Annotated in this window: 24 protein-coding genes; 13 read left to right on the top strand and 11 right to left on the bottom strand. The window is 64.2% G+C overall.

Annotated elements, in window-relative coordinates:
• Positions 1 to 369: 369 nt before the first annotated feature.
• The 3 genes from BI327_RS22545 to BI327_RS22535 all read left to right on the top strand — a co-directional run bounded on the left by BI327_RS22545 (position 370) and on the right by BI327_RS22535 (position 3,695).
• A complete protein-coding gene (locus BI327_RS22545; RefSeq protein ID WP_076862977.1) occupies positions 370 to 1,296 on the top strand; it encodes an SMP-30/gluconolactonase/LRE family protein in 927 nt (308 codons plus the stop codon).
• Between the two features lie 133 nt (positions 1,297 to 1,429).
• Positions 1,430 to 2,023, top strand: coding sequence for a GNAT family N-acetyltransferase (locus BI327_RS22540; protein WP_076862975.1), 594 nt, complete (start codon positions 1,430 to 1,432; stop codon positions 2,021 to 2,023).
• A gap of 28 nt (positions 2,024 to 2,051) precedes the next feature.
• Entirely contained in the window at positions 2,052 to 3,695 is a 1,644-nt protein-coding gene (locus BI327_RS22535; protein WP_076862973.1) for a GMC family oxidoreductase, read from the top strand.
• Positions 3,696 to 4,003: 308 nt separating this feature from the next.
• Here BI327_RS22535 and BI327_RS22525 read toward each other — a convergent pair whose 3' ends face one another.
• From BI327_RS22525 to BI327_RS22510, 4 genes are all read right to left on the bottom strand, one after another.
• A complete protein-coding gene (locus tag BI327_RS22525; RefSeq protein WP_076862969.1) occupies positions 4,004 to 5,506 on the bottom strand; it encodes a flavin-containing monooxygenase in 1,503 nt (500 codons plus the stop codon).
• A gap of 90 nt (positions 5,507 to 5,596) precedes the next feature.
• The gene (locus BI327_RS22520; protein WP_076862966.1) at positions 5,597 to 6,439 is read right to left on the bottom strand and encodes an AAA family ATPase; all 843 of its coding nucleotides are present in this window, start codon (positions 6,437 to 6,439) and stop codon (positions 5,597 to 5,599) included.
• A 93-nt stretch (positions 6,440 to 6,532) separates the two neighbouring features.
• Positions 6,533 to 6,778, bottom strand: coding sequence for a GlsB/YeaQ/YmgE family stress response membrane protein (locus BI327_RS22515; protein ID WP_076862964.1), 246 nt, complete (start codon positions 6,776 to 6,778; stop codon positions 6,533 to 6,535).
• 130 nt (positions 6,779 to 6,908) lie between these two features.
• On the bottom strand, positions 6,909 to 8,828 hold the full coding sequence (locus BI327_RS22510) for a diguanylate cyclase (RefSeq protein ID WP_076862962.1): 1,920 nt from the start codon (positions 8,826 to 8,828) through the stop codon (positions 6,909 to 6,911).
• A 161-nt stretch (positions 8,829 to 8,989) separates the two neighbouring features.
• Here BI327_RS22510 and BI327_RS22505 point away from each other — a divergent pair, with 161 nt between their 5' ends.
• The 3 genes from BI327_RS22505 (at position 8,990) to sseA (ending at position 11,618) form a co-directional block, all read left to right on the top strand.
• Complete coding sequence (locus BI327_RS22505; protein ID WP_050632069.1) at positions 8,990 to 10,165, top strand: vWA domain-containing protein; 1,176 nt, start codon at positions 8,990 to 8,992, stop codon at positions 10,163 to 10,165.
• A 59-nt stretch (positions 10,166 to 10,224) separates the two neighbouring features.
• Entirely contained in the window at positions 10,225 to 10,638 is a 414-nt protein-coding gene (locus BI327_RS22500) for a rhodanese-like domain-containing protein (RefSeq protein WP_016847778.1), read from the top strand.
• Between the two features lie 122 nt (positions 10,639 to 10,760).
• Positions 10,761 to 11,618 (top strand): 3-mercaptopyruvate sulfurtransferase, encoded by an 858-nt coding sequence (sseA, locus tag BI327_RS22495; RefSeq protein WP_076862959.1) that lies wholly within the window; start codon positions 10,761 to 10,763, stop codon positions 11,616 to 11,618.
• Between the two features lie 66 nt (positions 11,619 to 11,684).
• Here sseA and BI327_RS22490 read toward each other — a convergent pair whose 3' ends face one another.
• A complete protein-coding gene (locus tag BI327_RS22490; protein ID WP_076862957.1) occupies positions 11,685 to 12,554 on the bottom strand; it encodes a hypothetical protein in 870 nt (289 codons plus the stop codon).
• A 327-nt stretch (positions 12,555 to 12,881) separates the two neighbouring features.
• Between BI327_RS22490 and BI327_RS22485 the strand changes: the two genes are divergently transcribed.
• Together BI327_RS22485 and BI327_RS22480 are read left to right on the top strand one after the other, a co-directional pair.
• On the top strand, positions 12,882 to 14,123 hold the full coding sequence (locus BI327_RS22485; protein WP_089025549.1) for a L,D-transpeptidase family protein: 1,242 nt from the start codon (positions 12,882 to 12,884) through the stop codon (positions 14,121 to 14,123).
• A 101-nt stretch (positions 14,124 to 14,224) separates the two neighbouring features.
• Complete coding sequence (locus BI327_RS22480) at positions 14,225 to 14,968, top strand: DUF4336 domain-containing protein (RefSeq protein ID WP_076862956.1); 744 nt, start codon at positions 14,225 to 14,227, stop codon at positions 14,966 to 14,968.
• Between the two features lie 61 nt (positions 14,969 to 15,029).
• Here the strand turns inward: BI327_RS22480 and BI327_RS22475 are convergent, their stop codons facing one another.
• Both BI327_RS22475 and BI327_RS22465 read right to left on the bottom strand, forming a co-directional pair.
• Entirely contained in the window at positions 15,030 to 15,992 is a 963-nt protein-coding gene (locus tag BI327_RS22475; RefSeq protein WP_076862954.1) for a D-2-hydroxyacid dehydrogenase family protein, read from the bottom strand.
• A 546-nt stretch (positions 15,993 to 16,538) separates the two neighbouring features.
• The gene (locus BI327_RS22465; protein ID WP_076862952.1) at positions 16,539 to 16,790 is read right to left on the bottom strand and encodes a hypothetical protein; all 252 of its coding nucleotides are present in this window, start codon (positions 16,788 to 16,790) and stop codon (positions 16,539 to 16,541) included.
• A 274-nt stretch (positions 16,791 to 17,064) separates the two neighbouring features.
• On the opposite strand from BI327_RS22465, the gene ettA reads away from it, so the two are divergent.
• The 3 genes from ettA to BI327_RS22450 all read left to right on the top strand — a co-directional run bounded on the left by ettA (position 17,065) and on the right by BI327_RS22450 (position 20,937).
• Entirely contained in the window at positions 17,065 to 18,714 is a 1,650-nt protein-coding gene (gene ettA / locus BI327_RS22460; RefSeq protein ID WP_076862951.1) for an energy-dependent translational throttle protein EttA, read from the top strand.
• A 166-nt stretch (positions 18,715 to 18,880) separates the two neighbouring features.
• A complete protein-coding gene (locus BI327_RS22455; RefSeq protein ID WP_076862949.1) occupies positions 18,881 to 19,465 on the top strand; it encodes a TIGR00645 family protein in 585 nt (194 codons plus the stop codon).
• 239 nt (positions 19,466 to 19,704) lie between these two features.
• A complete protein-coding gene (locus tag BI327_RS22450) occupies positions 19,705 to 20,937 on the top strand; it encodes a lytic murein transglycosylase (protein ID WP_394329880.1) in 1,233 nt (410 codons plus the stop codon).
• A gap of 157 nt (positions 20,938 to 21,094) precedes the next feature.
• Here BI327_RS22450 and BI327_RS22445 read toward each other — a convergent pair whose 3' ends face one another.
• Both BI327_RS22445 and BI327_RS22440 read right to left on the bottom strand, forming a co-directional pair.
• A complete protein-coding gene (locus tag BI327_RS22445; RefSeq protein WP_029084043.1) occupies positions 21,095 to 21,379 on the bottom strand; it encodes a hypothetical protein in 285 nt (94 codons plus the stop codon).
• Positions 21,380 to 21,615: 236 nt separating this feature from the next.
• Complete coding sequence (locus BI327_RS22440) at positions 21,616 to 21,921, bottom strand: hypothetical protein (RefSeq protein WP_050422015.1); 306 nt, start codon at positions 21,919 to 21,921, stop codon at positions 21,616 to 21,618.
• A gap of 389 nt (positions 21,922 to 22,310) precedes the next feature.
• On the opposite strand from BI327_RS22440, the gene BI327_RS22435 reads away from it, so the two are divergent.
• The gene (locus BI327_RS22435; RefSeq protein ID WP_016843730.1) at positions 22,311 to 22,583 is read left to right on the top strand and encodes a (2Fe-2S)-binding protein; all 273 of its coding nucleotides are present in this window, start codon (positions 22,311 to 22,313) and stop codon (positions 22,581 to 22,583) included.
• Positions 22,584 to 22,779: 196 nt separating this feature from the next.
• Positions 22,780 to 23,268 (top strand): bacterioferritin, encoded by a 489-nt coding sequence (gene bfr, locus BI327_RS22430; protein ID WP_050422038.1) that lies wholly within the window; start codon positions 22,780 to 22,782, stop codon positions 23,266 to 23,268.
• An 81-nt stretch (positions 23,269 to 23,349) separates the two neighbouring features.
• Here bfr and BI327_RS22425 read toward each other — a convergent pair whose 3' ends face one another.
• Positions 23,350 to 23,763, bottom strand: a complete 414-nt coding sequence (locus tag BI327_RS22425; RefSeq protein ID WP_076862947.1) for a hypothetical protein — start codon at positions 23,761 to 23,763, stop codon at positions 23,350 to 23,352.
• A 167-nt stretch (positions 23,764 to 23,930) separates the two neighbouring features.
• Positions 23,931 to 24,284: a hypothetical protein gene (locus tag BI327_RS22420; protein WP_076862945.1), complete on the bottom strand. Its 354-nt coding sequence runs from the start codon at positions 24,282 to 24,284 to the stop codon at positions 23,931 to 23,933.
• Between the last annotated feature and the right edge of the window lie 29 nt (positions 24,285 to 24,313).

Genomic DNA, 24,313 nt, shown 5'->3' with positions numbered 1-24,313 from the left:
CCCGACGGGCAAAATTTCGCTTCGCGTTTGACCCAACTCGGACAGATCGTGTCGCGAGAACGCGAAGCTGCATCCCCACTAAAGCTGTCATCGCCCGGCTCGACCGGGCGATCCAGTACGCCGCGGCCTCTCGGCTCAAGCACTGCTGCCTCTGGAATACTGGATCACCCGCATGCGCGGGTGATGACACCGTGGCTATTCTGCGTGATTGCCAGCGAAATTGGTGCCGCCTCGCGCAACGCCGGGCAGCCTTGCACCCCGGGTTGCTTGGCAACCCAAACCCCGTTTGCCATAACAGGATGAAACAACAACGTTGCGCGTGCGGGGCCGTTCGGAGACCGCCGGCAGCCAAAGAGCCGGGAGGATGCCATGGCCAATATCCGAGTTCTCGCCACCGATCTCGAGTTTCCCGAAGGTCCCGTCGTGATGCCCGACGGCTCGGTCGTGCTGGTCGAAATCCGCGGCCAGCGGCTGACCCGGGTCTATCCCGACGGCCGCAAGGAGATCGTCGCCAAGGTGCCGGGCGGCCCGAATGGTGCTGCGCTCGGCCCCGACGGCAAGATCTACATCTGCAACAATGGCGGCTTCTCCTGGATTCCGACCAAGAACATGATCATGCCGGGACCGCAGCCGGAGGATTATCTCGGCGGTTCGATCCAGCGCGTCGATCTGCAATCCGGCAAGGTCGAGACCGTGGTGACGAGGTGCGGCGAGCATGAACTGCGCGGGCCGAACGACCTGGTGTTCGACAAGCACGGCGGCCTGTGGTTCTCCGATCTCGGCAAGCGCCGCGCCCGCGACATGGACGTCGGCGCGTTCTACTATCTGAAACCCGGCATGAACGAGATCGTCGAGGCCGTGCACGGTATCCTGCCGGCCAACGGCATCGGTCTCTCGCCGGACGAGAAGACCGTCTACATCGCGGAAACCCCGACCGCGCGGCTGTGGGCCTATGAGGTGTCGGAGCCCGGCACCATCAAGCCGCGCGACGTGATCTATCGTGGCGAGCGCGGTAAGCCGATCGCGGGCCTCGGCGGCTACCAGATGTTCGACTCGCTCGCGGTCGAAGCCAATGGCAATGTCTGTGTCGCGACGCTGATCTCGGGCTGCATCTCGGTCATCGCACCGGATGGCACCGTCGTCGAGCAGGTCCCGACCGGCGACCGCGTCACCACCAACATCGCCTTCGGCGGCCCCGATCTGAAGACCGCCTACATCACGCTGTCGGGCAAGGGCGAGCTGATCGCGATGGACTGGTCGCGGCCCGGATTGCCGCTGAACTTCTTGAATAAGTGAAGCAAAAAAACGTCATTGCGAGGAGCGAAGCGACGAAGCAATCCATCGATCCGCATATGTGGACAGATGGATTGCTTCGCTTCGCTCGCAATGACGGCTAAGCTCGCGCGAGATTACAGATAAAGGATACAAAATGCCCTGGCTCGAACCGGTCACCCTTCGCGGCGCGCATGCGCGGCTTGAACCGCTGTCGCATGATCACCTCGCGGGACTGACCGAGGCGGTGAAGGACGGTGAGCTGTCAAAGCTCTGGTACACCGCGATCCCGCAAGCAGAGAACATGGCCAAGGAGATCGACCGCCGGCTCGGTCTGCTGAAGGCCGGCTCGATGCTGCCGTTCACGGTGTTCGATGCCGACGGCAAGATTTCCGGCATGACGACCTACATGAACGTCGATACGCCGAACCGCCGCGTCGAGATCGGCTCGACCTGGTACGCCAAGCGTGTGCAGCGCAGCGCGGTCAATACGCAGTGCAAACTGCTGCTGCTGACCCACGCCTTCGAGAAGCTCGATTGCATCGCGGTCGAGTTCCGCACGCATTTCTTCAATCACCAGAGCCGGCGCGGCATCGAGCGTCTGGGTGCCAAGCAGGACGGCATTTTGCGCAGCCATCAGATCGCGCCCAACGGCACGTTGCGCGACACCGTGGTTTACAGCATCATCGCCAGCGAATGGCCGACGGTGAAGGCGCATCTCAACTATCAACTCAACGAAAAGCCGCGCTGACATTGCAATCGGCGCCAGAAACGAGACGATGGAAACGTTCGATTATGTGATCATCGGTGCAGGCTCCGCCGGGAGCGTGCTGACCAATCGGTTGAGTGAAGATGCGGGCACGCGGGTGTGCGTGCTCGAAGCGGGGCCGAGCGACTGGCATCCCTACATCCATCTGCCGGCCGGCTTCATCAAGACCTTCCACATGAAGAGCGTGAACTGGGCCTACCAGCAGGAGGTCGGTCCCTACACCGGCGGGCGCAGCATCTACGCGCCGCGCGGCAAGACGCTCGGCGGCTCGTCCTCAATCAACGGCCACATTTACAATCGCGGCCAGCGCCAGGATTTCGACACCTGGGCGCAGCTCGGCAATCGCGGCTGGGGCTATCCCGACGTGCTGCCGTATTTCCGGCGCATGGAGAGGCGGATCGGCGAGGGCGACGACACTTATCGCGGTCGGGATGGAAATCTCACCGTCACCACGATGGACTGGCAGGACCCGCTCTGCGAGGCCTTCATGGCCGGTGCGGTCTCGCTCGGGATTCCGCGCAACCCCGATTACAACGGCCAGATCCAGGAGGGCGTGTCGTACTGCCAGCGCACCATCCTGAACGGACGCCGCGTGAGTGCCGCGACCGCGTTCCTGCATCCGGCGCGGCGGCGGCCGAACGTCGACGTGCGCACGCATGCCCATGTCACCGGCATCATCTTCGAGGGCAAGCGCGCGGTCGGCGTGCGCTATAACCGCGGCGGCAAGCACGGCGATCCCCTGGAGATCCGCGCCACCAAGGAAGTCATCCTCTCCGGCGGCGCCTACAACTCGCCGCAGCTGTTGCAGCTCTCCGGCGTCGGCTCGCCGGATCTGTTGCAGGCACACGGCATCGAGGTGCGCCACGCGCTGCCGGGTGTCGGCGAAGGCTTGCAGGATCACTACGCGCCGCGCTCGGTGGCGCGGGTCAAGAACATCCGGACCATCAACGAAATGCGCCGCGGCCTCAGCCTGTGGGGCGAAGCGATCAAATGGGCGACGACGCGGCGCGGCCTGCTGTCGCTGTCGCCGACCATGGTCTACTGCTTCTGGCATTCCGGCGAGACCACCGAGAGCTCCGATTTGCAGCTCACCTTCACGCCGGCGAGCTACAAGGAAGGCGTGCAGGGCCAGCTCGAGGACGAGCCCGGCATGACGGTCGCGTCATGGCAGCAGCGGCCGGAGAGCCGCGGCTATGTCCGCATCCGCTCGGGCGATCCGTTCGCGCCGCCGATCATCCAGACCAATTATCTCGCCGAGGAGATCGATCGCCGCGTCGTCGTCGCCGGCATGAAGCTGGCGCGCCGGCTGCTCGCCTCGGAGCCGCTCAAGCCGTATTACGCCTATGAGGATTTTCCGGGCCCGAAGGTCACGAGCGACGACGAACTGCTCGCGGCCGCGACCCAGCGCGGCACCACCACGTTCCATCCCGGCTGCACCTGCCGGATGGGACCGGCGGACGCGCCGTGGGCGGTGGTCGACGACCAGCTTCGGGTCCATGGCATGGACGGCCTGCGCGTGATCGACGCCTCGATCATGCCGCGGATGATCTCAGCCAATCTCAACGCCTCGACCTTGATGATCGCCGACAAGGCCTCCGACATGATCCGCGGCAAGACGCCGGAGGCCGCCGCGAAGCTGCCGGAATATGCGTAGCGAATTCCGTCATTGCGAGCGAAGCGAAGCAATCCATCGAGCGGCGTACGCGGAAGGATGGATTGCTTCGTCGCTTCGCTCCTCGCAATGACGGAGTGTTTGGTGAGATCTAGCGAGCTCTTTGATGAGCGCGCTCAATCTATCACCGTCATGCTGAGGAGCCGCGAAGCGGCGTCTCGAAGCATCGACGGCCCGGCTGGTGGCCGTGCATCCTTCGAGGCTCGCTACGCGAGCACCTCCAGCGACAAAGGCGGAGCCTTTGCGCGGGGATGACGGGATCCACACTAGCGTGAGCGGATGAAAGAAGCTCAGCCGTAGACGAACGCCTTGTCCTCGAGGTCGATCGCCGGGAATTCGTCCTTCTCGGCCCAGTAATCCTGGTTGTGCTGCCACTCCGGCTTGTCGCCGCGCTTCGGCAACAGGTGCATGCCGCGCATCATGTAGCCGGGGTTGAAGTTCTCCGGATCGATCCACGACAGCAGTGGCATGTTGTGGTCTTCAGGACGCAGCGCCGGCGTCACCTTGCTCGCGCCGGTCTCCTTCATGTGCTTGAGCATGCGGCAGACGAAGTCGCCGACCAGGTCGACGCGCAGGGTCCAGCTGGCGCGGAAATAGCCGAACACCCAGACGAGGTTCGGCACGCCGGTGAACATCATGCCGCGATAGGTCACGGTATCGGCGAAGTCGAGCGGCTTGCCGTCGATTTCGAAGTCGATGCCGCCATTGGCGGAGAGATGGAAGCCGGTCGCGGTGATGATGATGTCGGCCTCGAGCTCCTTGCCGGACTTGAGCAGGATGCCCTTCTCGGTGAAGCGCTCGATCTCGTCGGTGACGACGGACGCCTTGCCGCCCTTGATGGCGTGGAACAGGTCAGCGTCCGGAACGAAGGCGATGCGCTGCCGCCACGGCCGGTAGCGCGGCGTGAAGTGCGTGGCCATGTCGTAGTCCTTGCCGAGAACGGCCTCGACCGCCGCCAGCAGGTCCTTCTTGGCGCCCTCCGGCTCGGCGAAGGTGCGCTTGGTGAAGGCGTCCTGCTCGAACAGGATCTTGCGGCGCGTGATTTCGTGGATCCAATGCTCGTCGACCTGCAGCCTGCGCAGCTCCTCGGCGATCTCAATCGCGTTGCGGCCGGTACGGAAATAGGTCGGCGAGCGCTGCAGCATGGTGACATGGCCGGCGTCCTTGGCCATCGCCGGGATCAGGGTCGCAGCGGTGGCGCCGGAGCCGATCACGACGACGCGCTTGCCCTTGTAGTCGAGGTCGTCGGGCCAGGTCTGCGGATGCACGACCGTGCCCTTGAACTTCGCCATGTCGGTCCATTCGGGCGTGTAGCCCGCGTCGTGGCGATAGTAGCCCTGGCACATCCAGAAGAAGTTGGTGGTGAAGCGCAGCCGCTCGCCGGTATCGATGCGCGTGGCGTCGATGGTCCAGAGATTGGTCTCGTTCGACCACTTCGCCGCGGTGATGGTGTGGCGGTAGCGGATGTGGCGGGCGAGGTCGTTCTCCTCGATCACCTCGCCCATGTATTTCAGGATCTCGGCCGCGCTCGCGATCGGCGCGCTGGTCCACGGCTTGAAGCGATAGCCGAAGGTGTGCAGGTCGCTGTCGGAGCGGATGCCGGGATAGCGGTGGGTCGACCAGGTGCCGCCGAACGTCTTCTGCGTCTCCAGCACCACGAAGCTGGTGCCCGGGCATTGCGTGGTGAGGTGGTAGGCGGCGCCGACGCCGGAGATGCCGGCGCCGGCGATCAGGACGTCGAAATGCTCTGTGGTGACGGGCTCGGCGGCCCGGATCTGGGTCTGGACGTTCATCTTCCCTGGTCTTCTTGTTTATTGGATTGTTCGTTGAGCTATCGAAGCAAAACGCCGGAGCGATCGCCCCGGCGCTTGCCGCTATCGAAACTAGACTTCGCGGCGGCTGAGGAACGCCAGCCGCTCGAACAGATGCACGTCCTGCTCGTTCTTGAGCAGTGCGCCATGCAGCGGCGGGATCAGCTTGCGCGGATCGCGCTCCCTGAGCATCTCGGGCGTGATGTCCTCGTTGAGCAGCAGCTTGAGCCAGTCGAGCAACTCGGAGGTTGAGGGCTTCTTCTTCAGGCCCGGCACCTCGCGGACCTCGAAGAAGATCCGCAGCGCCTCTTCCACCAGCCGCTTCTTGATGCCGGGGAAGTGCACATCGACAATCTTGCCCATCGTCTCGCTGTCGGGGAACTTGATGTAGTGGAAGAAGCAGCGGCGCAGGAAGGCGTCCGGCAGTTCCTTCTCGTTGTTCGACGTGATCATCACGATCGGGCGCAGCTTCGCCTTGATGGTCTCGCCGGTCTCGTAGACGTGGAACTCCATGCGGTCGAGTTCGAGCAGCAGGTCGTTGGGGAACTCGATGTCGGCCTTGTCGATCTCGTCGATCAGGAGCACCGGGCGCTTCTCGTGGGTGAAGGCCTCCCACAGCTTGCCGCGCTTGATGTAGTTCTTGATGTCGGACACACGGGCGTCGCCGAGCTGGCTGTCGCGCAGCCGCGAGACCGCATCGTATTCGTAGAGGCCCTGCTGCGCCTTGGTGGTCGACTTGATGTGCCAGGTCAGAAGCGGCGCGTCGATCGCCTTGGCGACTTCCTCGGCCAGCACGGTCTTGCCGGTGCCGGGCTCGCCCTTCACCAGCAGCGGACGCTCGAGCACGATGGCGGCATTGACGGCGACCTTGAGGTCATCGGTGGCGACGTAGTCCTTGGTACCCGTGAATTTCATCTATCTGTTTGCCTTGCTTCGTTCGTTGGCCGGTTCGGCCTCAACATGAAACGACCGCTCTCGCAGCGGCCGTCGGGAATGCGAATTGTCCGATCACGCGCGTCTGATCACCGACAGGATCACCAGCACGATCACAGCGCCGATCGTCGCGTTGACGATGTCGCGGATCGCGCTGCTGCCGAGGCTGACGCCAAGTCGCGGCAACAGCCAGCTCGCCACCAGCGCGCCGATGATGCCGACGACCATATTGCCGATCAGCCCGAAGCCCGCGCCGCGCACGATCAGCCCAGCGAGCCAGCCGGCAATCGCACCGATCACCAGTGCCGCAATGATGCCCATTCAAACGTCCTGCCCAATGTCTTGTCAGGCGCAATTGTAATTGAAAACGCCGGGCGGTCTAGGGCGGATTCCGCAGCGCAGCGGTACCCTGGACGGCAGCTGGAGCATAAGGCAGCTGGCGCATAGTATGTCAGGCGTACTGTTTCCGTCCTGCGGAATGATTGTCACCCGCGAGCGACGAAGCCAGCACGGTGCGGTCGCGTCCCGAACGCTTCGCCTCGTAGAGCGCGAGGTCGGCCTGGCCGAGCAGTTCGGTCTCGTTTGCGGTCGCAGCCGATCGGCTGGCGATGCCGAGGCTGATCGAGACCACGCCGCGGCGCGCGGCCGGGTTGGCGATCGCCAGCGATCGCACGGTGAGGCGCATGGCCTCGGCGACCTTCAGCGCATCCTGCTCGTTGACGCCGGGCAGGACGATCGCGAACTCCTCGCCGCCATATCGCGCCGCCAGCGCGGTGGTGTTGTCGGTGGCGTCCGCGATCACGCGCGCCACGCGCTTCAGGCATTCGTCGCCGGCCTGATGGCCCTGCGTATCGTTGAAACCCTTGAAGTGATCGATGTCGAGCATGATCAGCGAGATCAGCTCGCGGTCGCGGAACTCGCGCGGCAGTGCGCTGTCGAAGCTGCGCCGGTTGGCGAGCGCGGTCAGGCCGTCGGTGGTCGCCAGTTCGGAGAGGCGAATGTTCAACGCGTTGAGCTCGTCTTCCATCTTGCGGCGTTCGGTCACGTCGCGCAGCACGCCGACCACCTCGATGGCCTGGTGATCTTCCGCAAGCCCGGCCAGCTTGAAATTGATCTCGACCCAGACCTCGGTCCCGTCGGCGCGGAACGTCCTGAACTCGACGGTCTTGGTGGTGGTCCAGTTGGTCAATTCCGAGGTCGCCCTGGCGACGTCGGCGAGGTGATCGGGATGCACGAACTCGAAGCAGGATTTGCCGATCAGATCGTCCGGCTTGCGGGCGAGGATGGTCTCGACCGACTGCGACACGAACAGGAAACGGCCGTCGCGGTCGAGCAGGATCACGACGTCGGCGATGTTGTCGGCCAGCAGCCGGTAGCGCGCCTCGCGTTCCCTGAGCATCCGCGCGACCTTGGTCCGCTTGGCAAATTCCTTGCCGAGCAGGATCGCGAACAGGATGACGCTCCCCATCAGGATCACGGCGACAAACAGGTCGTTGCGCAGATCCTCATGCCAGGCGGCGAGCACCTGGGCTTCCGGCAGTGCGACGGTGACCACGATCGGATACTGCGATGCGCGCTCGAAGCCGAGATATTTGGCGCGTCCATCGAACGGCGACGTGGTCTTGGTGTAGCCCGTCCGGTCCTGCTCGATCTTCGCCTTGAAGGCTGCGGAAACCTCCTTGTTCCACTTGCCCGTCGGCCAGTGCGCCAGGACGACGCCGTCGAGGCGAAGCAGGGTAATTCCGGCGTGCGGACCGAATTGGAAGGCCTGATAGAACTTGTCGAAGTAGCTGCTCTCGATGGTCGCAAACAGCACGCCGCCGAAGCTGCCGTCTTCCTTCGTGACGCGCCGCGACAGCACGATGGTCGGATGCCCGGTCAGCCGCGACTGCAACGGCTCGCTGATATGCAGTGTTGCATCGGGGGAGTCGCGATGGCTGATGAAATAGCTGCGATCGGCATTGTTGTGGGCGGGCAGCTCCGCGGCCGACGAGTAGATCCTGTTGCCCTCGGGGTCGATGACGCCGATCTCGCCGATCTGCGGCAGCGCGTCGGCGGTCTTGCGCAGGGCGGCGTTGAAGCGGTCGACGCGCGGCTTCTGGTATTTCAAGAGGTCGACCATGGCGTTCATGGACACGTCGATCGCCTGGACCGAGTGCGAGGCGTGCTCCGCCAGCGAGTGGGTGAGGTTGCGGATGTCGCGCTCGCCCTGGGCCAGCGCCGTGGTGCGCGCCTCGACCGCCTTCCAGATCAAAAGACCCAGCACGAATATGCTCATCGCCGTCACCACGGCGGCGACGATCGCGGTCGGCGAGAACAGTTTCGGCAGCTTGGCGGGGCTGTTGGGCAAGTCGGTCGGGTCCACTGGCATCGTGCTACTTCCAGTGATCAACGTCCCATCTTAACGTCACGTTTCGGGGGGCCGGACCGAAGCCCGCCGGGGTGGTTAAGTGAAAGTGAATGGCTGATCCGCCGGAACGGGCGGGGCAGGGGCCCTTGACGGCACCGGCAGGGCGGGCGATTTAAGTAACCATGTTCCTGCAGTTCTTCACATCGCTGCGCGACGCCCAGGTCCCCGTGACGCTACGGGAATATCTGACCTTGATGGAAGCGCTTGACGCCGATCTCGCCGAACAGACGGTCGAGAACTTCTATTATTTGTCGCGCGCCGCGCTGGTAAAGGACGAGCGCAATCTCGACAAGTTCGATCGCGTGTTCGGCACCGTGTTCAAGGGGCTCGAGAGCCTGCTCGACGCCATGGGCAAGGCCGAGATCCCCGAAGAGTGGCTGAAGAAGCTCGCCGAGAAATATCTCACCGAGGAAGAGAAGAAGCAGATCGAGGCCATGGGCTGGGACAAGCTCATGGAGACCTTGAAGAAGCGGCTCGAGGAACAGAAGGGCCGTCACCAGGGCGGCAGCAAGTGGATCGGCACCGCCGGCACCTCGCCGTTCGGTGCCCATGGCTATAATCCCGAGGGCGTGCGGATCGGGCAGGAGAAGAACCGCAACAACCGCGCCGTGAAGGTGTGGGACAAGCGCGAGTTCAAGGACCTCGACGGCAATGTCGAGCTCGGCATCCGCAACATCAAGGTCGCGCTGCGGCGGCTGCGCAAGTTCGCGCGCACCGGCGCACCCGACGAGCTCGATCTCGACACCACGATCAAGGAGACCGCCAACCACGGTTATCTCGACGTGCACATGCGCCCCGAGCGGCGCAACGCGGTCAAGGTGCTGGTGTTCTTCGATATCGGCGGCTCGATGGATTCGCATATCGAGCAGGTCGAGGAACTGTTCTCGGCCGCCAAGAGCGAATTCAAGCACATGGAATATTTCTACTTCCACAACTGCCTCTATGAAGGCGTCTGGAAGCAGAACAAGCGGCGCTTCACCGACCGCACGCCGACCTGGGACGTGCTGCACAAGTACCCGCACGACTACAAGGTGGTGTTCGTCGGCGACGCCTCGATGTCGCCTTACGAGATCATGGTTCCCGGCGGCTCGGTCGAGCACGTCAACGAAGAGGCCGGCTCGGTCTGGCTCGACCGCATCACCCGCACCTATCCGCACGCGGTGTGGCTCAATCCGGTGGCGCAGAAGCACTGGGACTATTCGGAATCGACCACCATCATCCGCCGCCTGTTCTCCGAGCGCATGTATCCGATCACGATCGAGGGTCTGGAGAACGCGATGCGGGAGCTGGTGCGCTAAACGCTGCAACGCGTCGCGCGCCGGCGGGCGCGCCAACAACAACATCCAGGGAGAGCCCCATGCCCCAGAATATCCATCGCGGCATCAAGGTGATGATCGACGAGGCCAATGCCGAGATCGAGACCATCAGCGCGGCCGATGCGATCACGCTGATCGGCAAGAACGACGTCGTGATCGTCGACATCCGCGATCCCCGCGAAATCGAGCGCGACGGCAAGATCCCCGGCGCGTTCTCCTGCACCCGCGGCATGCTCGAGTTCTGGATCGATCCGAACAGCCCCTACGCCAAGCCGATCTTCCAGGAAGACAAGAAGTTCATCTTCCACTGCGCCGGCGGCCTGCGCTCGGCACTTGCGGCCAAGACCGCGAAGGACATGGGCCTGAAGCCGGTCGCGCATATGGGCGGCGGCTTTGCCGCCTGGCGCGAGGCCGGCGGTCCGATCGAGGCGTGGGAGCCGAAGAAGAAGGGCTGAAGAAGACTCGTCACACGCGGGCTTGACCCGCGTGTCCATCCAGAATTGAGCCTTCCGAACGAGGTGGATTGCCGGGTCAGGCCCGGCAATGACGATCTGACAGATGCTGGAGACTTCAATTCATGACATCTACCACTGATCCGCTCGTTTCGACCGAATGGCTGGCCGCGCATCTCGGCGATGCCGACGTCAAGGTGCTCGACGCGACCTTCAAGCTGCCCGGCGTGCTGCCGCTGCCGAAGGACGATTATCTCGCCGCGCATCTGCCCGGCGCGGTGTTCTTCGATGTCGACGCGGTGTCCGACCATGCCAACCCGCTGCCGCACATGTTTCCGAGCGCCGAGCAGTTCGGCCGCGACATCGGCGGGCTCGGCGTCGGCAATGCCGACACCGTCGTGATCTACGATGCCGGCGGCTGGGTCGCCGCACCCCGCGCCTGGTGGATGTTCCTGTCCTATGGCCATCGCAACGTGCGCATCCTCAATGGCGGTCTGAAGAAGTGGCGCGCCGAGGGCAGGGCGGTCGAGAGCGGCGAGGTGAAGCCGAAGCCTGCGACCTTCAAGGCGAGCTACGATGCGAAGCGGGTGCGCGGCATCGAGCAGATGATCGCCAATGTCGAAAGCCGCAACGAGCAGGTGATCGATGCCCGCGCCGCCGAGCGTTTCGAGGGCCGCGCGCCGGAGCCGCGGCCGGGCATCCGCGCCGGTCACATTCCGGGCGCCCGCAACGTGCCCTACAACCAGCTGTTCGATGCTGCGACCGGCGAGATGAAGCCGCTCGACGATCTGCGCAGATCGTTCGCCGGTGCCGGCGTGAAGCTCGACGCGCCGATCATCACGAGCTGCGGCTCCGGCGTCTCGGCCGGCGTGCTGACGCTCGCGCTCTACCGGATCGGGGTCACCGACACCGCGCTGTATGACGGCTCATGGTCGGAATGGGGCCAGGCAAGCGGTCCGCCGATCGCGACGGGACCGGCCTGAACGAGAAGCGTTTTCGAGCGAAGTGGATGCCGGTTCGCGTGAAGAAAACGCGTCAAAACAAAACCTCTAGCGTCGGGTGACCGGCACCAGGGTCGTCTGGCCGAACGGATCGACCTGCTGAACCATCTGCCGGGCCGGACGCGCGCGGACGATCCGCCGACGCTCCTTGCGGTGCGCCGGCTTGCTGGTCGCGTTGCGCTCCGGCTTCTTCACCTCAATGGCCTTCGGCGCCGCGGGCGCTTCGACGACGACTTCCGGTCCGCCCAGCGTCGCGATCCTGGTCGCGGCTGCGATCGCCTCCGGTGACGGCGGCGGGGCGGGCTCCGGCGCAGCCATTGCCGCTGCCGGAGCAGCAGGCGCGGGCTCGCTGCTTGCGGCAGGCGGATCGGCGATCGCGGCGACCTTGGGTTCGGCGGCGGCCGGTGTCGCTTCGGCGGCAGGAGGGATCGGCTGTGATACGGGCGAAGGCTCCGGGTTCGGAGTCGGCATTGCCGCGTCGGCGGATTGGGCTGGTGCCGGCGGCTCCGCGGCCTGGGCTTCCGGCTTCGCCGGAGCGGGCGGCGGCGGATCATCCGCCTTCACGGCGGCGACCTTCTCCGGCTCAGCGGCAGGTGCGGCCTCGGCAGCAGGCGCCGCCTCGGCGGGAGCGGCCGGTTCGGCCGCGGCTGGCTCGGACGGGATCGAGGCTGCCGGCGTATCGGTCGTCACCTTGTCCGCGGGCGGGTTGTCCACGGGCGGGTCGACCCGCACCATGGCAAGCACCGGCGGCGCCTCGGGCTGCTGTGCGAATTGCGGCTCGGGCGGCGCCCGGCGGGCCGGAATGCTGGCGAATTCCTCATGCGCGGCGCGAAACAGCGCGGCTGCGCCCAACCCGAACACCAGAAGCGAGGTCGCCAGCACGATCGCAGCGAACAGGAAACGAAGGCCGGGAAGCATGGGCGCGGGTTCCCCCTTCTACGGGAGGGTGTCGATATCGAGGGAACGCGGTGACCACACAAAAAGCCGGCGTCGCGAGCGCGAATCAGGCCGATTCGAGGATATCGCAACGTCCGAGGACTGTTTGTTACAAAATGCGGGTGATTGATGACTTTGGCCACGCAGACAGACTTTGCCGGGCCATGAGACATCTTTGCCGCAGCGATGACGCGAATTCACAATATGCCCGGAATAGCCCGGGTTTCGCGGAATTGTCTTGAATGCGCCGCTATCTTCCTGCATTGGGCCGTTAACGGTCCGGTGTGGCTTGGGGACTATACAAGAGCAATGATGATCAACCGCATTCTGACGATTTGCGCTGCCGCGGCTCTCGGCGTGGCAGGAACTTCGCTTGCGCATGCGCAGCAGGGTTATCCGGCCCCCCAGGGCACTGCCTATTCGACGGCGCCCCAGCCCTATCCGCAGGGCAGCATGCCGGACTTCGACGCCCTCAACGACGATGAAGACGCGCCGCGCAGTTCGGCCGCGCTGCCGCCGCCGGGCCCGGTGATGTCGCCGGACGACCCGCGCTATGGCCGCCCGATGAATGCGCCGCCGGCCTATTCCGATCGTGGTGCGCCGACGGGTCCCGTGATGTCGCCGGATGATCCGCGTTACGGCCGTCCGATGAACGCGCCGGTCTATTCCGATCGCGGTGCGCCGACCGGCCCCGTGATGTCGCCCGATGATCCCCGCTATGGCCGTCCGATGGGGCCGCCGCCGGTGATCTATGGTGATCGTCCGGGCGCGCAGCAGGCCAATCGTGACAATGGCGTTCCGGCCGCCGGCGTCTCCTATGGCGACGACCGCGGCGGCATGCGTCCGCCGGAGGGCGTGACCGGAGCCGTGCCGCAGCAGCAGGCGCCGGTCGATGCCAATGGCAAGCCGGTGCAGATCGCAGCGCTGCCGCCGGACGATCAGCCGGAAGACGGCCCGGCGCAGCTGGCGCCGAACCTGCGCCGCCAGGAAGTGTCGTTCGCGACCAAGGAACCCGCCGGCACGATCGTCGTCGATACGGCGAACACCTACCTCTATTACATCCTGGGCAACGGCCGGGCGGTCCGCTACGGCGTCCGCGTCGGCCGCGACGGCTTCACCTGGACCGGCGTGCAGAAGATCACCCGCAAGGCCGAGTGGCCGGACTGGCATCCGCCGACCGAGATGATCGAGCGCCAGCCCTATCTGCCGCGCTTCATGGCCGGCGGACCCGGCAACCCGCTCGGCGCTCGCGCGATGTATCTCGGCTCGACCGTGTACCGTATTCACGGCACCAACCAGCCGTCGACCATCGGCAAGTTCGTCTCGTCGGGCTGCATCGGCATGCTGAACGAGGACGTCTCGGATCTGTTTGAACGCGCCAAGGTCGGCACCCGCGTGGTCGTGCTGCCCGGTGGCCCGCCGCCGGGAACGACGACGGCATCCGCCGCGCCGGCGAACCCGATGGCCCCCGCGCAGGCCCAGGCCGCGCCGCTGCCGGGCACGCAGCCGACTTCGGTGCAGCCGCTGCCCGCGCCGGTCACGGTGCGCTAGGCCAACAGGCAAACTCAATACTGAAAAAGGCGCGCGAACAGCGCGCCTTTTTTGTTGCAACAAGCCGCGCATCTCGACGTTGCCGCCAGGGAGGCAACGCGATGCAGGACGTCTGCGAGACCTATCCGCCGCTGAATACGCTGAAACCGGTCGCCGATGACATCTGGATCATCGATGGTCCGATCATCCGGTTCGGTCCGCGCTGGTTCAAAATGCCGTTTCCAACGCGCGCGACCATCATTCGCTTGCCGGGTGGGCGGCTGTTCATTCACTCGCCGACACCATTGGCGGCTGAACTCAAGGCCGCAGTCATTGAGCTCGGCGCACCGAATTGGATCATCGGTCCGAATCGTCTGCATTACTGGTGGATTCCGGAATGGCATGCCGCCTATCCCGGCGCGCGCATCTTCCTCGCGCGCGAGATCACGCAGCAGGCCGGCGACCGGCTGACCGTGGAGGGCGAGCCATTGGACCGATCATCCGGCTATCCCTGGGATCAGTGGATCGCGACGCTACCGGTGGCCGGCAGCTACATGACGGAGGTCGTGTTCTTCCATCTGCCGTCGCGGACATTGCTGCTGACGGACTTGATCGAGAATTTTGAGGCCAAGCGAGTTCGCTCGCCCCTGATGCGGTTGCTGACCTGGATCGGCGGCGTGCGCGATCCGGACGGCAGCACGCCGCGCGATATGCGATTGACGTTCTCGCGCGACCGCGCCGCGATGAAGGCGGCCGTCGCCCGCATGATCGAGTGGGATCCGGAGCGGATCATCCTCGCCCATGGACGCTGGTATGACTGCAACGGCCGCGCGGAGCTCGAACGCGCCTTCCGCTGGCTCGGCTAGAGCATGATCCGGAAAAGTGTGAAGCGGTTTTCCGAAATGATCATGCTCCACCAAAAACTCGTCAGGCCAGCCGCCGCGGCGGCTCGCCGCCTTTGCTGAAGGCATCGATGCACGCGACCATCTGCTGATAGTGCGTCTGCAAGCTCTCGCGCGTCGCATAGCCGAGATGCGGCGTGATCACGACATTGTCGAGCTTGCGGAGCGGGTGATCTGTCGGCAGCGGCTCGACCGAGAACACGTCGATGCCGGCGCCTGCGATGGTCTTGTCGCGCAGCGCCGCGAGCAGGGCGTCCTCATCGACGATCGGTCCGCGCGCGGTGTTGACGAGATAGGCCGTCCGCTTCATCCGGGCGAGATCGGCGGCGCCGACCAGTCCGCGCGAGCGCGGGCTCAGCACGACATGGATGGTGATGATGTCGGATGTCGCGAACAGCTCGTCCTTGCTGGCATAGCCGACGCCGGCCTCCTTGCACTTCTCCGGCGTCAAATTGGGGCTCCAGGCGATCACGTTCATGCCGAACACCTTGGCCATGCCGGCGACCTTGCTGCCGAGCTTGCCGAGGCCGATGACGCCGAGCGTCTTGCCCTCGATCTCGGTGCCGGCAAAGGTCTGCCAGGCTTCGCCGGCGTGCATGCGTGCATTCTCGCGGCCGATGCCGCGGGTCAGTTCCAGGATCAACCCCATGGTCAGCGGCGCGGTGGGATCCTGGCTATATTGGGTGCCGCACAGTACCACCTGGCGTGCCTTGGCGGCTTCCATGTCGATCGCGGCGTTGCGCATGCCCGACGTGATCAGGAGCTTCAGCTTGGGCAGTGCGTCCAGCAGGCTCTTCGGGAACGCCGTGCGCTCGCGCATCGCGCAGATGATCTCGAAATCCCTGAGCTTCGCTGCGGCCTCCGCCTCGCTCGCGAACGGCTTGTCGAACACGGTTACCTCGACGCGGTCCTCGACCTTTGGCCAGTCGGCCACCGAAAGCGCGATGTCGAAATAGTCGTCGAGGATTGCACAGCGAAGCCGCGTCATCGGGAAGGTCCATTCAGGGTGAGGGCGACGGCGGGACATCGACCGTCGGAAGACCCGTCATGGTCGCGCGCAATCGGCGGGCGCGCAAGCGGCCGTGCTTTCAAAAAACGGCGATTGTCAGAGCGATGGAGGCGGATCGTGCGGTATGATGGCGCAAACGCCAGTTAGTGGCGTTGATGGAGACTTAGGTGCCGTGACCCATTTCTGCCCCGCCTGTGGCTATGGCCTCGACTTTTCTCCATGGGAAGGGACGTTGTCATCACACGAGATTTGTCCTTGCTGCGGGATTCATTTTGGCTACGACGACTGGGCCGGCGGCGATTTGGCTAAGCGTCGGTCCGTCTATGAGCGATGGCGCACAGACTGGATTGAGGCCGGCATGAATTGGTTTAGCAGGGGACGCGCGCCAACTGCCGATTGGGATCCGCACGAACAGTTGAAACACTTTGGCCCGTAAGGGCCACCAATCGCGTGGCGTTTGCGCCGTCATGGTCGCGCGCAATCGGCGGGCGCGCAAGCGGCCGTACTTTCAAATAAGGGCGAGCGTCACGCCGGCCGGGACGGCCTGTGCGCCTTCGCGGTGCGGATATCGGCGAGCATCGATCGGACTGCCGGCGACAGCGCCATCTGCTTGGCGCGGCAGGCGGGGCCGGGGCCGCGCATATAGTGCAGTTCCGGGCGGTAGGGATTGAAAGCCTTGGCAACGAAGGCACGCCAGAAGGCGCGGAATTCGGCGAACAACGTCGCCTCGCCTTTGGTCGCCGGGCGGGAAAGCGGTGCTGAAATAATGGTAGCCATGACGTGGCCTCAACTGTTTTGGTCGCGGTTCTGCCGCGAAAATCGCCGTTTTTCGGCGTTGAGAACGAGTTTTGGCCTGATTTATTAAAAGATGGTTTCAATTGTCGTGATTCGGCGCACACATGGTGCCGATCCCGTAGTCACCCGTGGTGAACGCGCGGAACGTGGTGAACGGATGGAAAACGCGGGTCCCGCGGTTGCGCTTTCGGGGGCCGGCCGTTACATCGGCGGCAGCAAAATTTCCTCTAAATCGGATCAATTCCAGGGACAGCGGATGGCTCGCCAGTTCATCTATTTCATGCAGGGTCTGACCAAGGCGTACCCGACCCGCAAGGTGCTCGATAACATCCATCTGAGCTTCTATCCGGATGCCAAGATCGGCGTGCTCGGCGTCAACGGCTCGGGCAAGTCGACGCTGCTCAAGATCATGGCCGGCCTCGACAAGGAATATAACGGCGAGGCCTGGGTCGCCGAGGGCGCCCGCGTCGGCTATCTCGAGCAGGAGCCGCACCTCGACCCGAACCTCTCGGTCCGCGAAAACGTCATGCAGGGCGTCGCCAAGCAGAAGGCGATCCTCGACCGCTACAACGAGCTCGCCGTCAATTATTCGGACGAGACCGCCGACGAGATGACCAAGTTGCAGGACGAGATCGAGGCCCAGGGCCTGTGGGATCTCGACAGCAAGGTCGACCAGGCGATGGACGCGCTGCGCTGCCCGCCCGACGATGCCGATGTCACAAAACTGTCAGGCGGTGAACGCCGCCGCGTCGCGCTGTGCCGCCTGCTGCTCGATCAGCCGGAGCTGCTGCTGCTGGACGAACCGACCAACCATCTCGACGCCGAGTCGGTGTCGTGGCTGGAAGGCCATCTGCGCAATTATCCGGGCGCGATCCTGATCGTGACCCACGATCGCTACTTCCTCGACAACGTCACCGGCTGGATCCTCGAGCTCGATCGCGGCCGCGGCATTCCCTACGAGGGCAACTACTCGTCCTGGCTGCAACAGAAGCAGAAGCGGCTTGAGCAGGAAGGCCGCGAGGACGCCGCGCATCAGAAGACGCTGGCCCGCGAGCAGGAGTGGATCGCGTCCTCGCCGAAGGCGCGTCAGGCCAAGTCGAAGGCGCGCTACCAGCGCTATGAGGAACTGCTCAAGCAGGCCAGCGAAAAGCAGACCCAGACCGCGCAGATCACGATCCCGGTCGCCGAACGGCTCGGCCAGAACGTCGTCGACTTCGAAGGCCTCAGCAAGGGTTTTGGCGATCGCATGCTGATCGACGACCTCACCTTCAAGCTGCCGCCGGGTGGCATCGTCGGCGTGATCGGCGCCAACGGCGCCGGCAAGACCACGCTGTTTCGGATGATCACCAAGCAGGAGGAGCCCGACAAGGGCTCCATCACGGTCGGCGAAAGCGTTCATCTCGGCTATGTGGACCAGTCGCGCGACGCGCTCGACGGCAAGAAGACGGTGTGGGAGGAGATTTCCGGCAACAACGAGCTGATCCTGCTCGGCAAGAAGGAAGTCAATTCGCGCGGCTATTGTTCGTCGTTCAACTTCAAGGGCGCCGACCAGCAGAAGAAGGTCGGCGCGCTGTCCGGCGGTGAGCGCAACCGCGTGCATCTCGCCAAGATGCTGAAGTCGGGCGCCAACGTGCTGCTGCTCGACGAACCGACCAACGACCTCGACGTCGACACGCTGCGCGCGCTGGAAGAGGCGCTGGAGGATTTCGCCGGCTGCGCCGTCATCATCAGCCACGATCGCTGGTTCCTCGACCGCATCGCGACCCACATCCTGGCCTTCGAGGGCGACAGCCATGTCGAATGGTTCGAGGGCAACTTCCAGGACTACGAAAAGGACAAGATGCGCCGGCTCGGCCAGGACAGCATCATCCCGCATCGCGTGAAGTACAAGAAGTTGACGCGGTGATCGGCTCAAGCGGTCGAGCGCGGCACCTCGCCGCGCTCGATTGCTCGTTCGTTTGCAGGATCGTGACGGCATCGCGGCGCAATCTGCGGCCAGTTGTCGCTTTTCAAGTACGCGGGATTGCGTAGATAGAGCGCTCCCGCAAATCGAATCCTGCGAGCGCTCCAATATGTCCGCTGTTTCCGACGCACGCGCCCCCCTCAAGGGTCGGTCGCTGCGTCCCGTTCCCATGCTGATCTTCGGATCGCGCTGGCTGCAATTGCCGCTCTATGTCGGCCTGATCATCGCCCAGGGCGTCTATGTCGTGCTGTTCCTGAAGGAACTGTGGCATCTGTTCGCCCACGCCTTCGATTTCAGCGAGCAGCAGATCATGCTGGCCGTCCTCGGCCTGATCGACGTCGTGATGATCTCGAACCTGCTGGTGATGGTGATCGTCGGCGGCTACGAGACCTTCGTGTCGCGCCTCAATCTGCAGGGGCATCCCGACGAGCCGGAATGGCTCAGCCACGTCAATGCCAGCGTGCTGAAGATCAAGCTGGCGATGGCGATCATCGGTATTTCCTCGATCCATCTGCTGCGCACCTTCATCGAGGCCGGCGCGCTGTCCTCCGGCAAGAGCACCTACACCGAGACCGGCGTGATGTGGCAGACCATCATCCACTGCGTCTTCATCCTGTCGGCCATCGGCATCGCCCTCGTCGACAAGCTGTCGAACGACTCGATCGAGGGCGCCAAGCAGCAGGCGGGGCATTAGGCGCGATGAGATTAGGTTGAATCATCATCGCGCTTTGGCTCTTTGTTCGAGCATGATCTCCGCGCAAACGCGTTCCGCGTTTGTCGCGAGGGAAAACCGCTTCGCACTTTTCCGGATCATGCTCTAGCGCCAAAGGTTCACAGCAATCCGGCGTCGTGATAAGGCTCACGACGCTGGATATCGCGGGTGTTCGCCGGACGGCGCGCCCATTGGACCGCTGCGTGAACAGGCTGTTGGATTTGACACTCCTCCGCGCGCTTGCCTTCGGGCTTCTGCTTGCAAGCTCATCCGTCGTCTCGCCGGCGCGCGCCGCCGACGCCGCGTTCACGCAGTTCATCGCCTCGCTGTGGCCGGAAGCCGAGGCGGCTGGCGTCTCGCGCGAAACGTTCGACCGCGAGACGCGCTCACTCGAGCCCGACTACAAGCTGCCCGATCTGATCCTGCCCGGACGTCCGAAGACCGGCGCGCCGGCGCAGGCCGAGTTCGTGCAGGTGCCGGCCGATTACATCAAGGAAGCCTCGATCGCGCGGCTCGCCGCCGAGGGGCAGCGGCTGTTGCAGAAGTATCGTCCGGCGCTCGATGCGATCGAGAAGCGGTTCGGCGTTCCGGCTCCAGTCGTGCTGGCGATCTGGGGCCGCGAGACCGACTACGGCCGCTATTCGCTGCCCTACGACACGCTGCGCGTGGTGGCGACGCAGGCCTATGTCGGCCGCCGCAAGGATCAGTACCGCACCGAGTTCATCCTCGCGCTGAAGATCCTCGGCGAGGGCGCGGTGACGCGCAAGGAGATGCGCTCGTCCTGGGCGGGAGCGACCGGCTACACCCAGTTCCTGCCGTCGGAGTATTACAAGCACGGCGTCGATCTTGACGGCGACGGCAAGGTCGATATCTGGCACTCGGTGCCGGACGCGCTGGCCTCCGCGGCGCAGCAGCTCGTCAACAAGGGCTGGCAGCCCGGCGTGCGCTGGGCCTACGAAGTCACGGCACCCGCCAATGCCGACTGCACGATGGGCGTGCCCGAAGTGACAAAACCGATCAGCCAGTGGCTGCGGGCGGGCTTCGTGCCGGTGCGCGGCTCGAGGCTCAGCGCCGCCGAGCAGGCGCAATCGGCTTCGCTATTGCAGCCTGAAGGCATCTACGGTCCGGCCTTCCTGACCACGCCGAACTACTTCGTGATCAAGGAATACAATTTCTCCGATCTCTACGTGCTGTTCGTCGGCCATCTCGCCGACCGCATGACGAGCCCGCAGCCGTTCGCGACGCCATGGTCGGCGTCGAAGCAGCTCCGCTCGGCCGATGTCGAGGCGATGCAGCAGCGGCTGACGAAGATCGGTCTCTACAAGGACAAGCTCGACGGCAAGGCCGGGATGCAGACCCGCGCGGCGCTCGGCGCCTATCAGAAGCAGGCCGGGCTGAAGGTCGATTGCTGGCCGAGCGAAGCGGTGCTGCGCGCGATGAACGGGCAGCGCTAGAGCATGATCCGGAAAAGTGCGAAGCGGTTTTCCGATAAGATCATGCGCAAAAAAAAGGGGCTCTAGGGACAATCGCCATGATTGTTTCGCAACAGAAAACAAAAACCCGGCCGTAAGGCCGGGTTTTCGAGTGTGATGCTGATAGCGTGTCGGTCGATCAGTCGCAAACCTGGATGCGACGGAAGCGCCAGCCATAGCCGTCCCAGAAGCGCTCACGAACCCAGCGGCACGGAGCTTCTTCGACGTAGGTCGGGGCCGGTGCAACATAGACCGGAGCCGGACGAGCGCCTGCGATCGCGCCGCCGAGCAGGGCGCCGCCGATCAGGCCGCCGGCAACGCCGGCCGCGACGGCACCGCCGTCACCAGCCTTGGCAGCCGGAGCAACCGCCAGCGAACCGGCAATCGTGGTAACGGCGACAAGGGCAGCTAAAGTCTTCTTCATGTCTTTGGCTCTCCTGGAAGGTGGTGGCGCCGTGTTCGACGCCGGGTTTGAGGTGACTCGCACGCTGATCTCGAACTGCTGTCTTGCTAAACAGCGCAGAACAGTCAACCGAAAGTAAACGCCCGCAGCCTCATCGCGCAGAAAAGCGGTTTTTTCTGGCCTTCTACAGCAGACGTCCCGGACAAACAGTCGGTTTTCCGGGACATCTGGTTCGAATTAATCGAGATGAACGGCGATCAGTCGCAAACGCGGACGCGGCGCACGCGCCAGGTGTAGCCGTCCCAGAACCGCTGGCGCTGCCAGAAGCAATCGGGTCCGTAACCGGGCTCGGCGACATAGGCCGGACCGGGCGCGTAGTAGCCATAGCCGGGACCGTAATAGCCGTTCTGCGAAGCGATCGCGCCACCGACGATGGCGCCGCCGATCAATCCCGCAGCGACGCCGGCGGCGACACCGCGTTGTGCCTGGGCGGGGGCGGGCACCGCCACGGCCGAAACCGCCAGCGTGGCGGCGGCGCAAAGCGCCAGCAATGTCTTCTTCATGACCTCACCTTTCTCACGGGAGCAGGGACAGCGTGCGTTGGCGATCTGTCTCGCCTGAGGGTTCCATATTCCGCTTGAATGATCAATGAACGACGCCGCCGTATTCGCGTCCAAATGCTTGCAGCTTTTGCAATATCTTGCAACGCACAAGCCTGTCGCGCGGGTGCCTGGGGGCGGTTTGCGGCGATGGAAGCCGGGGATCGGCCCGCCCGATCCTCTCGGCCGGTTTGGTATTCCCGAAAGCCGGTGCCGCCCGATTTAGATTCATTCCAATATGAATCCCGCATCAGTTTGGAATTGCTACAAGAACCGCTTTTTCCTTTTGCATCCCGCCGGGCCCGACAATATCCATATTGGCGAGCATCACCCGTTGGACCCCGCTTCCTCTGATGATTGTCTGTTCCTGTAACGTCCTCAGCGACCACGATGTCCGCAATGCCGTCAATGGCGGTGGGTCCGTGACCCGAAATGCCAAGCAGGTGTATGGCTGCCTCGGCTGCAGTGCCGAATGCGGCCGCTGCGCGCGCACCATCAAGGCGATCATCGACGAGGCGCTCGGCCCCTGCGCCAAGGCCTGCTGCTCCGGCTGCCCGCACAGCGGCCATCCGCACGCCGCCAACGAGGACGCCGAGCCGGCCGAATTCGCGCTCGCGGCCTGCTGAAGCTTCTTGTTTTGACGCGTTTTCTTCGCGCGAACCGGTGTCCGCTTCGCTTGAAAGCGCTCTAACTGCCCAAATTCATCCGAATCCGGTTATCGATGCGCTGCTTCTGCGAAGGGTTGCTCTTGCCGGTAATCTGATTTAGAAGCGTTCTAAATTCAGAGTCGGCCAGCGTTGGCCGCGACAGGTGGAGTGGATCATGCAAGGCGACCCGAAGGTCATTGATTATCTGAACAAGGGGCTGCGCAGCGAACTGACCGCCATCAATCAGTACTGGCTGCACTACCGGATGCTCAACAATTGGGGCCTCCTGGAGATGGCCAAGGTCTGGCGCAAGGAATCCATCGAGGAGATGGAGCACGCCGACAAATTCGTGGATCGCATCCTGTTCCTCGACGGCTTCCCGAACCTGCAGGTGCTCGATCCCCTGAAGATCGGCCAGGACGTCAAGGAGATCATCGAGTGTGACCTCGCTGCCGAGATCGGCGCCCGCACGCTCTACCAGGAGGCGGCGACCTACTGCCACGGCGTCAAGGACTATGTCAGCCGCGACCTGTTCGAGCAGCTGATGAAGGACGAGGAAGACCACATCGATTTCCTCGAGACCCAGCTCGACCTGATCAAGCGCATCGGCCTCGAGCTCTACACCCAGAAGCACGTCGGTCATCTGAAGGGCGAGGATCACTGACCGCCCTGCCGCTCCAGAAATGCGAGAGGCCGTCCTTGCGGGCGGCCTCTTTTGCTTTTGCGATCCGGGCAGAGCGTTTGGTCAGTAGCACCGTGTGACGTTGACGGTGCGATCGCCGCCGCGTCCGGGCACCGTGACGCTCTCGGTGGGGCAGCTCGATACATAGGGGCGATCCGACGGCACCACGGCCGGCGGATAGCGATGCGCCCAATCCCACGGCACGTCCTGAGTGTAGGTGTAACGGACGTCGTTGGAGACCGGCGCAGGGACTTCGGCGGCGAGGGGAGCGGCGGCGAGTGCGTCGTCGTAATATCCGCTCGTTCCCGGCAGCACGATGCCGGGCGTCCGCACGTGATGGCGGAAGCCTGGATGGTGCGAGGAGAAGGTGCCGCGCGCCGCGCCTGCGGATCTCGCATCGGTCTCGGTCGAGGAAGCAAGCAGCAGCGCTGCAATGCCGAGAGACGCAATCAGCGTCCCATTTGTTCGATACGTCATGGCACGCACCACTCGCGGTTACGGAGCATTGTGCGGAGGCTAGGCCGGGCCGCGTTGCGCCCGCAAACTTATCCTTAATTATTGGTTAAAAAGTAAGGTTAACAGAGGGTAATTGTCTCAAATTGACGCGATCGCGCGCACCGGCTCCGCGCCAATGGCGGCGCCGTTCAGACCGCGTCCGCCGGAACGAAGCAGCTGATGACGATGCCGCCGCGGTGGTGCACGTACCAGACCACGGCCTCGCCGACCGGATTGCCGCGATCGCGGATCACGGCGCGCTCCGGCACCATCATCCATTCGCCCTCGATCGGCACCCAATAGGCGCCGCCCCGAACATCGTAGCTCGTGCGGTGGCCGTCGGAGATGTCGCAGCACGGCACGCCGTTCGGCGCGATCACGCTCTTGAACCAGGCGCGGATATCGGGCGGCACGTTGTCGTATTGGCCGTTGTCGAACGCCAGCGCCGCGCCTGCCATGATGGCGAGCCACGCAAGCACCGCGCCATGCGTCAGCCTTCGCATCCTGTTCCTCCGCGAAAACCTTGTGCGTC

This window comes from Bradyrhizobium mercantei (genome assembly GCF_001982635.1).
GTDB lineage: Bacteria > Pseudomonadota > Alphaproteobacteria > Rhizobiales > Xanthobacteraceae > Bradyrhizobium > Bradyrhizobium mercantei.
Note: the sequence above shows the minus strand (reverse complement) of the source record. Positions and strands in the feature narration are given on the sequence as shown.

Bases quoted from the DNA above. Each gene is read 5' to 3' on its own strand.
- BI327_RS22545 (WP_076862977.1), top strand. From the start codon at position 370: ATGGCCAATATCCGAGTTCTCGCCACCGATCTCGAGTTTCCCGAAGGT.
- BI327_RS22540 (WP_076862975.1), top strand. From the start codon at position 1,430: ATGCCCTGGCTCGAACCGGTCACCCTTCGCGGCGCGCATGCGCGGCTT.
- BI327_RS22535 (WP_076862973.1), top strand. From the start codon at position 2,052: ATGGAAACGTTCGATTATGTGATCATCGGTGCAGGCTCCGCCGGGAGC.
- BI327_RS22525 (WP_076862969.1), bottom strand. From the start codon at position 5,506: ATGAACGTCCAGACCCAGATCCGGGCCGCCGAGCCCGTCACCACAGAG.
- BI327_RS22520 (WP_076862966.1), bottom strand. From the start codon at position 6,439: ATGAAATTCACGGGTACCAAGGACTACGTCGCCACCGATGACCTCAAG.
- BI327_RS22515 (WP_076862964.1), bottom strand. From the start codon at position 6,778: ATGGGCATCATTGCGGCACTGGTGATCGGTGCGATTGCCGGCTGGCTC.
- BI327_RS22510 (WP_076862962.1), bottom strand. From the start codon at position 8,828: ATGCCAGTGGACCCGACCGACTTGCCCAACAGCCCCGCCAAGCTGCCG.
- BI327_RS22505 (WP_050632069.1), top strand. From the start codon at position 8,990: ATGTTCCTGCAGTTCTTCACATCGCTGCGCGACGCCCAGGTCCCCGTG.
- BI327_RS22500 (WP_016847778.1), top strand. From the start codon at position 10,225: ATGCCCCAGAATATCCATCGCGGCATCAAGGTGATGATCGACGAGGCC.
- sseA (WP_076862959.1), top strand. From the start codon at position 10,761: ATGACATCTACCACTGATCCGCTCGTTTCGACCGAATGGCTGGCCGCG.
- BI327_RS22490 (WP_076862957.1), bottom strand. From the start codon at position 12,554: ATGCTTCCCGGCCTTCGTTTCCTGTTCGCTGCGATCGTGCTGGCGACC.
- BI327_RS22485 (WP_089025549.1), top strand. From the start codon at position 12,882: ATGATGATCAACCGCATTCTGACGATTTGCGCTGCCGCGGCTCTCGGC.
- BI327_RS22480 (WP_076862956.1), top strand. From the start codon at position 14,225: ATGCAGGACGTCTGCGAGACCTATCCGCCGCTGAATACGCTGAAACCG.
- BI327_RS22475 (WP_076862954.1), bottom strand. From the start codon at position 15,992: ATGACGCGGCTTCGCTGTGCAATCCTCGACGACTATTTCGACATCGCG.
- BI327_RS22465 (WP_076862952.1), bottom strand. From the start codon at position 16,790: ATGGCTACCATTATTTCAGCACCGCTTTCCCGCCCGGCGACCAAAGGC.
- ettA (WP_076862951.1), top strand. From the start codon at position 17,065: ATGGCTCGCCAGTTCATCTATTTCATGCAGGGTCTGACCAAGGCGTAC.
- BI327_RS22455 (WP_076862949.1), top strand. From the start codon at position 18,881: ATGTCCGCTGTTTCCGACGCACGCGCCCCCCTCAAGGGTCGGTCGCTG.
- BI327_RS22445 (WP_029084043.1), bottom strand. From the start codon at position 21,379: ATGAAGAAGACTTTAGCTGCCCTTGTCGCCGTTACCACGATTGCCGGT.
- BI327_RS22440 (WP_050422015.1), bottom strand. From the start codon at position 21,921: ATGAAGAAGACATTGCTGGCGCTTTGCGCCGCCGCCACGCTGGCGGTT.
- BI327_RS22435 (WP_016843730.1), top strand. From the start codon at position 22,311: ATGATTGTCTGTTCCTGTAACGTCCTCAGCGACCACGATGTCCGCAAT.
- bfr (WP_050422038.1), top strand. From the start codon at position 22,780: ATGCAAGGCGACCCGAAGGTCATTGATTATCTGAACAAGGGGCTGCGC.
- BI327_RS22425 (WP_076862947.1), bottom strand. From the start codon at position 23,763: ATGACGTATCGAACAAATGGGACGCTGATTGCGTCTCTCGGCATTGCA.
- BI327_RS22420 (WP_076862945.1), bottom strand. From the start codon at position 24,284: ATGCGAAGGCTGACGCATGGCGCGGTGCTTGCGTGGCTCGCCATCATG.